At 30.3% G+C, this 1696-nt stretch carries 1 protein-coding gene; it reads right to left on the bottom strand.

Translation table 11 applies throughout. The features are described 5' to 3' along the window. Positions 1-297: 297 nt before the first annotated feature. Entirely contained in the window at positions 298-1275 is a 978-nt protein-coding gene (locus Q4517_RS15370; protein ID WP_303511280.1) for a competence protein CoiA family protein, read from the bottom strand. Positions 1276-1696: the final 421 nt, after the last annotated feature.

The following is a 1696-nucleotide window of genomic DNA, read 5'->3' as shown; positions in this document are numbered from 1 at the left end:
TTTACAAAGTTCGCTCTTTGTGTGTTTACCGGTTGTAAGTTCGGCTAAAATTTTCAGTTTGAAAGGTTCTGAATACCTTCTGATTACTTTGTCATTTCTATACATAATGTTTAAAATTATGTAGCCTTTATTTAGGACGGGTCAGTATTAAGCACAACGTGTTTATATATGGTTTGTTACTTGGTTTAAGCACCTAATTTAGTAAATAATTACTGACAAAGAAAATCCGCGAGGATTTTCGTAAGTAAGCTTTTTGCAAGCAATAAATTATATATGTTGTTGGCGGTAGTTTTTATCTTAAAAATTCATATAATCATCTTCTTCAATTTCAAAACAATTATTGCAGTAATATCCAATATCAAAAGTTTCAGATGGAAGTTCTCCAATTGAAGCAGGTTGTAAATAATCTGTAAATAAATAAAAATTCCCAGCAAATGCTCCACATTTATTACAAGTACTTGCTAAATATCTTTCGTGCATTGTTTTACTGTAATGTGATTTAATAATTGTTCCTTTTCTTTTAGCAAATTCAATTTCCTCTTTTGAAAATTCGTCTGCACCACAAGAAGAACCACCTCTTTCCATTCCTCCTTCAATTACTGCAACTTTCATAGATGAATGACATTTCCAACAAGGACCTTCTACAATAGTCATTTTAGTTTTATGTTGAAAATTTCCGCAGGTTTTACATTTAGGATTAAAGCAAATTTCAACAATGTCCGGTTTAGAAATTTTTTCTTTCCAGTTTTCAATATCTTCTTCAGAAGTTAGATTGATTTGAATTAATATTATATTATTTTCTAAATAAAAATTTAAAACTTTTTCTTCGGGTTTATGAGTAACTACAACTTCTATAACAGCAAAAACTTTATTTTCAAAATCAAATAGTGCAATATCAGGTTGACAAAGAGTCATATTGTGTTCAACTTTTACTGATTTTATTTTTTTTAATAAATTTCCAGAATGAAAGTCATAGCAATGTTTGCAATTCCAAGAAATAGATAAAGGTTCTTCCTTTTCTATCTTTTGTTTAATTTTTTCTACAAGTAAATTTTTAAAATTGAAATGTAAAGCACTTTCAGGTGTGCAATTTGGTGTTAAAATACGATGTGCAAAATGTGGTCTTTTAGAACCTTTTCCAGTTTTTCCACTTTTACGAAGAATTAATTCGTTTTTACATAATGGACAAAAAAAATCACTTCCTTTTTTAGCATTTTTTGCTGTGATTAGGTCGCCACTTTTATTTATCGCAACTGTGTGTAAAATTTTCTTCATTTACGATTAGTTTCTTTGATTTTCGTAGGTTTCTTAAATTACCGCCAACTTGTTTATATAGATGTAAAATACATCGTTATACACCTGTTTTGATAGGTTTATAGTTGTATTTTATGTTTGTTTATATTTTACGAACTTACTAATAATAACTTAATTTTCTTACGGAAACCCATAAGCTCAGCGATTTAAGTACTAAAAGTAGTTTTAGTCGTTATTAACGACCTCTGATAGCTTATTTAGAAAACTAAAAATAAGTTGACACACTTTATTGAATACTCCCACACACTTTATTGAATAGTCTCCAATACTCCCCTCGCTGAACGTTCCTCAACACAACGAAACCGTCAGCGAAGCTCGCTGAACGTTCCTCAACACAACGAAACCGTCAGCGAAGCTCGCTGAACGTTCCTCAACACAACGA

The sequence above is a fragment of the Tenacibaculum sp. 1_MG-2023 genome, assembly GCF_030547425.1.
In the GTDB taxonomy this organism is placed as follows: domain Bacteria; phylum Bacteroidota; class Bacteroidia; order Flavobacteriales; family Flavobacteriaceae; genus Polaribacter.
Note: the sequence above shows the minus strand (reverse complement) of the source record. Positions and strands in the feature narration are given on the sequence as shown.